This is a genomic window from Pseudomonas sp. NFACC08-1 (assembly GCF_900106735.1).
Taxonomy (GTDB): Bacteria; Pseudomonadota; Gammaproteobacteria; order Pseudomonadales; family Pseudomonadaceae; genus Aquipseudomonas; species Aquipseudomonas fluorescens_Q.
Genome location: NZ_FNNL01000019.1, coordinates 102188 through 108709 on the forward strand (window position 1 = coordinate 102188; position 6522 = coordinate 108709).

The 6522-nt window shown below is 58.1% G+C and carries 6 protein-coding genes; all 6 read left to right on the forward strand.

The annotated features are described in order from the left end of the window. Positions 1 to 257: 257 nt before the first annotated feature. The 6 genes from BLU76_RS27885 to msrQ all read left to right on the forward strand — a co-directional run bounded on the left by BLU76_RS27885 (position 258) and on the right by msrQ (position 6238). Positions 258 to 1982 carry an acetolactate synthase 3 large subunit gene (locus tag BLU76_RS27885; protein ID WP_003205612.1) on the forward strand — a complete coding sequence of 575 codons (1725 nt, stop codon included), beginning with the start codon at positions 258 to 260 and terminating at the stop codon, positions 1980 to 1982. Between the two features lie 2 nt (positions 1983 to 1984). Beyond that, positions 1985 to 2476, forward strand: coding sequence for an acetolactate synthase small subunit (gene ilvN, locus BLU76_RS27890; RefSeq protein WP_003205610.1), 492 nt, complete (start codon positions 1985 to 1987; stop codon positions 2474 to 2476). Between the two features lie 45 nt (positions 2477 to 2521). After that, positions 2522 to 3538: a ketol-acid reductoisomerase gene (ilvC, locus tag BLU76_RS27895; RefSeq protein WP_024779611.1), complete on the forward strand. Its 1017-nt coding sequence runs from the start codon at positions 2522 to 2524 to the stop codon at positions 3536 to 3538. A gap of 145 nt (positions 3539 to 3683) precedes the next feature. Then, positions 3684 to 4529 carry a CDP-diacylglycerol--serine O-phosphatidyltransferase gene (gene pssA, locus BLU76_RS27900; RefSeq protein ID WP_063324359.1) on the forward strand — a complete coding sequence of 282 codons (846 nt, stop codon included), beginning with the start codon at positions 3684 to 3686 and terminating at the stop codon, positions 4527 to 4529. Positions 4530 to 4604: 75 nt separating this feature from the next. Beyond that, the gene (gene msrP, locus BLU76_RS27905) at positions 4605 to 5618 is read left to right on the forward strand and encodes a protein-methionine-sulfoxide reductase catalytic subunit MsrP (RefSeq protein ID WP_063324360.1); all 1014 of its coding nucleotides are present in this window, start codon (positions 4605 to 4607) and stop codon (positions 5616 to 5618) included. Then, positions 5618 to 6238, forward strand: coding sequence for a protein-methionine-sulfoxide reductase heme-binding subunit MsrQ (gene msrQ, locus BLU76_RS27910; RefSeq protein ID WP_072346055.1), 621 nt, complete (start codon positions 5618 to 5620; stop codon positions 6236 to 6238). Before msrP ends, msrQ begins: the two co-directional genes overlap by 1 nt. The last annotated feature ends 284 nt before the right edge of the window (positions 6239 to 6522 follow it).

Genomic DNA, 6522 nt, shown 5'->3' on the forward strand with positions numbered 1-6522 from the left:
GCTGTAGAGGGACTGCCAGAAGCAGACCCACTCAGCAGATCATGAGGCGCACATCCGCGCCGACCTGTTACACCCGCAACGCGTTACCTCGCGCTGGGTGGGAAAGGCCCGCAACACTTGGGACGATCCCAATACTTGCTCAGTCAGTGCTGACGTAGTCGGCGACCACCGTCGCTCATGCTCTGCCGAGAAGTAAACCTATTAAGACCCGTCCCTTTCTTGTGGGTCGGTATTCTGGCGTTTTAGAGGTGAACAACGTGGAGCTTTTATCTGGCGGTGAGATGCTCGTCCGCTTTTTGCGTGACGAAGGCGTCAAATATATCTACGGGTACCCCGGTGGTGCTCTTCTTCATGTCTATGATGCCCTGTTCAAAGAACCGGAAGTGACCCACATCCTGGTTCGTCACGAGCAGGCGGCCACCCATATGGCTGACGGCTATGCCCGTGCCACCGGCAAGGCCGGCGTGGTACTGGTGACTTCCGGTCCAGGCGCCACGAACGCCATCACCGGTATCGCTACCGCGTACATGGACTCCATCCCGATGGTGATCATTTCCGGCCAGGTGCCCAGCACCATGGTGGGGACCGATGCATTCCAGGAAACCGACATGATCGGTATCTCCCGGCCGATCGTGAAGCACAGCTTCATGATCAAGCACGCATCGGAGATCCCGGAAGTCATGAAGAAGGCTTTCTACCTGGCTGAATCCGGTCGTCCTGGCCCGGTTGTGGTCGATGTCCCGAAAGACATGACCAACCCGGCCGAGAAGTTCGAATACATCTTCCCGAAAAAAGCCAAGCTGCGTTCCTACAGCCCGGCCGTACGCGGCCACTCCGGACAAATCCGCAAGGCAGCCGAAATGCTCCTGGCGGCCAAGCGCCCGGTGCTGTACTCCGGTGGTGGCGTGATCCTCGGCGGTGGCTCCGCGCCGCTGACTGAACTGGCAAAAATGCTCAACCTGCCGGTCACCAATACGCTGATGGGCCTGGGCGCGTTCCCTGGCACCGACCGTCAGTTCATCGGTATGCTTGGCATGCACGGCAGCTACACCGCCAACCTGGCGATGCACCACGCCGATGTCATCCTGGCGGTTGGCGCACGTTTCGACGACCGCGTTATCAATGGGCCGGCGAAATTCTGCCCGAACGCCAAGATCATCCACATCGACATCGACCCGGCGTCCATCTCCAAGACCATCAAGGCAGACGTGCCGATTGTCGGTCCTGTAGAGAGCGTGCTGACCGAAATGGTCGCCATCCTCAAGGAAATCGGCGAGGTTCCAAACAAGGAGTCCGTGGCCAGCTGGTGGAAGCAGGTCGATGAATGGCGCGGCGATCGTGGCCTGTTCCCTTATGACAAGGGTGACGGCAGTGTGATCAAGCCGCAGACCGTGATCGAAACCCTGTGCGAAGTGACCAAGGGCGATGCCTTTGTGACCTCCGACGTGGGCCAGCACCAGATGTTCGCTGCGCAGTACTACAAGTTCGACAAGCCCAATCGCTGGATCAACTCCGGCGGCCTGGGCACCATGGGCTTCGGTTTCCCGGCGGCCATGGGCATCAAGTTGAGCTTTCCAGAGGCTGATGTCGCCTGCGTCACCGGCGAGGGCAGCATCCAGATGAACATCCAGGAACTGTCCACCTGCCTGCAATACGGTTTGCCGGTGAAGATCGTGATCCTGAACAACGGCGTGTTGGGGATGGTTCGCCAGTGGCAGGACATGAGCTACGGCAGCCGTCACTCGCACTCGTACATGGAATCGTTGCCTGATTTCGTCAAGCTGGCAGAGGCCTACGGTCACGTTGGCGTGCGCATCACCGAATCGAAGGATTTGAAGTCGAAGATGGAGGAAGCGTTCGCCATGAAGGATCGCCTGGTGGTGATCGATATTGCGGTCGACACCAGCGAGCACGTCTACCCGATGCAGATCAAAGACGGCTCCATGCGCGATATGTGGCTGAGCAAGACGGAGCGTACCTAATCATGCGACACATTATTTCCTTGCTTCTGGAAAACGAACCGGGTGCGCTGTCTCGTGTTGTAGGCCTGTTCTCGCAGCGCAACTACAACATTGAAAGCCTGACCGTGGCGCCAACCGAAGACCCGACCCTGTCGCGTCTGACGCTGACCACCGTGGGGCACGATGAAATCATCGAGCAGATCACCAAGAACCTGAACAAGCTGATCGAGGTGGTCAAGCTGGTGGACCTGTCGGAAAGCGCTCACATCGAGCGTGAACTGATGCTGGTCAAGGTCAAGGCCACCGGCGCCCAGCGCGCCGAGATCAAGCGTACTACCGATATTTATCGTGGGCAGATCGTCGATGTCAGCGCCAGCGTCTATACCGTTCAGTTGACCGGTACCAGCGACAAGCTCGACAGCTTCATTCAATCGATCGGCACTGCCTCGATTCTGGAAACCGTACGCAGTGGCGTCACCGGGATTGCCCGTGGCGACAAAGTACTGAGCATCTAAACCAAATTAGCGAATGGCCTGAGCGGCCGGATATAGGGGAAATTCATGAAAGTTTTCTACGATAAAGACTGCGACCTGTCGATCATCCAGGGCAAGAAAGTCGCCATCATCGGCTACGGTTCCCAAGGTCACGCCCAGGCGTGCAACCTGAAAGATTCCGGCGTTGACGTGACTGTCGGCCTGCGCAAAGGCTCGGCCACCGTAGCCAAGGCAGAAGCCCATGGCCTGAAAGTGGCTGACGTGGCTTCCGCCGTTGCCGCTGCCGACCTGGTCATGATCCTGACGCCGGACGAGTTCCAGGGCGCCCTGTATCGCGACGAAATCGAACCGAACATCAAGAAAGGCGCGACCCTGGCCTTCTCCCACGGTTTCTCGATCCATTACAACCAGGTCGTGCCGCGTGCCGACCTCGACGTGATCATGATCGCGCCGAAGGCTCCGGGCCACACCGTGCGTTCCGAGTTCGTGAAAGGCGGCGGTATCCCTGACCTGATCGCGATCTACCAGGACGCTTCGGGCAATGCCAAGAACGTGGCTCTGTCCTACGCCGCTGGCGTGGGTGGCGGTCGTACCGGCATCATCGAAACCACGTTCAAGGACGAGACCGAAACCGACCTGTTCGGCGAGCAAGCCGTTCTGTGTGGCGGTACCGTCGAACTGGTCAAGGCCGGTTTCGAAACCCTGGTCGAAGCGGGCTACGCGCCAGAAATGGCTTACTTCGAGTGCCTGCACGAACTGAAGCTGATCGTTGACCTCATGTACGAAGGCGGTATCGCCAACATGAACTACTCGATCTCCAACAACGCCGAGTACGGCGAGTACGTGACCGGTCCGGAAGTGATCAACGCCGAATCCCGTCAGGCCATGCGCAACGCCCTGAAACGTATCCAGGACGGCGAATACGCCAAGATGTTCATCAGCGAAGGCGCCACCGGCTATCCTTCGATGACCGCCAAGCGTCGCAACAACGCTGCGCACGGTATCGAAATCATCGGCGAGCAACTGCGTTCGATGATGCCGTGGATCAGCGCCAACAAGATCGTCGACAAAGCCAAGAACTAAGTCGCGAACTTGAGTCGAAAAACGCGGCCTTGGCCGCGTTTTTTCGTTTGGGCGGTGGCTTCTGGTATAAAGCTGCATCGTTTGCGGCCGAACCGTCGTCCCAGACATCTGTCGAATTTTTTCACACCGTTGCAAGGTATTGTCCATGAGCGAACGTCCCGACGAGCCAAACCAGGCTCCTGACGCCGAAAGCCTGCTACCCATCGATGAACACGTCGAAGAAGGCCATGACGCTGAAGGCCGTAAGGTCCGGCATCGTGGCATCTATCTATTGCCGAACCTGTTCACCACCGCGAACCTGTTCGCCGGTTTCTATTCCATCATCAACTCCATGAGTGCCCAGGCTGCCTTGAGCGCTGGGGATGGCGCAGGGGCGAGCCGTTACTTCGCGTTCGCCGCCATTGCGATCTTCGTCGCCATGGTGCTCGATGGTCTGGACGGGCGCGTGGCCCGCATGACCAATACCCAGAGTGCGTTTGGCGCTGAGTATGATTCACTGTCCGACATGGTCGCCTTTGGCGTGGCTCCCGCCTTGCTGGCGTTCGGCTGGGCGCTGGGAGACATGGGCAAGGTCGGCTGGATGGTTGCCTTTATCTATGTGGCGGGGGCGGCGTTGCGCCTGGCGCGTTTCAACACCCAGGTTGGCAAGGCTGACAAACGTTACTTCATCGGCCTGGCCAGTCCGGCCGCGGCGGGTGTCGTGGCAGGTGTTGTCTGGGCATTCAGCGACTACGGCATCCAGGGGTCGAAAATGTCGTTCCTGGTGGCGTTGCTGGTTGCGGCGGCCGGGATGTTGATGGTCAGCAACATCAAATACAACAGCTTCAAGGAGCTCGACCTGAAGGGCCGTGTGCCGTTCGTGGCGATTCTGGCGGTGGTGCTGGTGTTCGCAGTGGTGTTCAGTGATCCACCGCGTATCCTGTTGTTGGTGTTCCTGGGCTATGCCGCCTCCGGACCGGTGCAATACTTGTTGCGTCTTCGCCGACGCTAAACGTTGCCTTAATGTAATTTCCCCCATACTCCGCAGTCTATTGGTGCACCTGCCCTCCAATACTGCGGAGTTGTCATGCTGATCAAGATCCCCAAGTCGTCCGACTGCCGTGAATCGGACGTCACGCCCGAATCCCTCTATCTATCCCGTCGGCAAATGCTCGGTGCGTCCCTGGCTGGTCTCGCCGTCAGCGGCTTGCCTCAATGGGCCAGTGCTGCCGATGCGGCGCGTTATGCCGATGTCGAGCCCGGCAAGGCGCCGTCCTGGTTTGCCGAGAAACTGCCCTCAGTCCAATGGGGCGTGGTCACCGTCAAGAATGAGCCCATCACGCCGTTCAAGGACGCAACCCACTACAACAACTTCTATGAATTCGGAACTGACAAGGGAGACCCGGCAGCCAATGCAGGATCGTTGAAGACCGAGCCCTGGAGCGTGGTCGTGGACGGGGAGGTGGGCAAGCCGGGACGCTACGGGTTGGAAGACTTCATGAAGCCTTATCAACTGGAAGAGCGCATCTATCGATTGCGCTGTGTCGAGGCTTGGTCGATGGTCATTCCGTGGATTGGCTTCCCCATCTCTGCCTTGCTCAAGCAGGTCGAACCGACCTCCAAGGCCAAGTACATCCGTTTCGAAACCCTGCAGGATCCTAAGGTCATGCCGGGGCAGCGTTCAGGTTTCGCCTTGATCGACTGGCCGTATGTCGAAGGCTTGCGATTGGATGAGGCCATGAACCCGTTGGCCATTCTGGCGGTGGGAATGTACGGGCGGGAGTTGCCGAACCAGAACGGCGCGCCGCTGCGGTTGGTGGTCCCATGGAAATACGGTTTCAAAAGTGTGAAGTCCATCGTGCGTATCAGTCTGGTGAGTGAGCAGCCGAAGACGACTTGGCAGAGCATTGCGTCTGACGAATACGGTTTTTATGCCAACGTCAATCCGACGGTCGATCACCCGCGGTGGACCCAGGCGCATGAGCGTCGTTTACCGAGCGGGCTATTCAGTCCCAATGTCCGCGATACGTTGATGTTCAACGGCTATCAGGATGAAGTCGCTTCTTTATATGCAGGGATGGACCTGAGGAAGGACTACTGATGCGTTTTCCAGTCTGGCGAGTCGGCGTCTTCATCGCGGCGGCGATCTGGCCCTTGTTCTGGCTTTACGAGGCCTTGATGAACTCGCTGGGTCCTGACCCGGGCAAGGTGCTGGTGGATCGGCTCGGGTTGGGCACGTTGATCCTGTTGTTGATCACCTTGAGCATGACGCCGCTGCAAAAGCTGACGGGATGGGCGGGGTGGATTGCGGTCAGGCGGCAGTTGGGGTTGTGGTGCTTTGCTTATGTGGTGCTGCATTTGAGTGGGTATGCGGCGTTCATATTGGGGTTCGACTGGTCGCAGTTGGGCGTCGAGTTGAGCAAGCGGCCTTACATTATCGTCGGGGCGCTTGGGTTTCTCGGCCTGCTGGCGTTGGCGGTCACATCCAATCGCTACAGTCAGCGGCGGCTTGGCATGCGTTGGAAGAAATTGCATCGCCTGGTTTATCTGATCCTGGGGCTTGGGTTGCTGCATATGCTGTGGATCGTACGTGCAGATCTGAAGGAGTGGGCGATATACGCCTTTATAGGGGCTGTACTGTTGATGCTAAGAGTCCCGCCGGTTATGCGCCGGATCCCGCGTTTGCGGGGTAGGAAAGTCTCTTCTGCAACAAAAGCGTAATTAAGGGTTGACGGCAGATTCTGGAAGTCTATAATTCGCCCCACTTCCGGCGCAGTCGAAACGGAAAACTCCTTGAGATTCAGTGAGTTAAGTAGGTTTCGAGGGTGCGGGGCTTCAGTTCATCGAAGCCCGGAAGGAGCAGGTGGAGCGGTGTTGTTTGGCTCTATCGGCGGTTCGATCTTCTCGGTCGAAAGCGGTGAAAAAGAGGTGTTGACAGCAGCGAGTAACGCTGTAGAATTCGCCTCCCGCTAACGAGAGATCGGAAGCGCAAGTGGTTGAAGTTG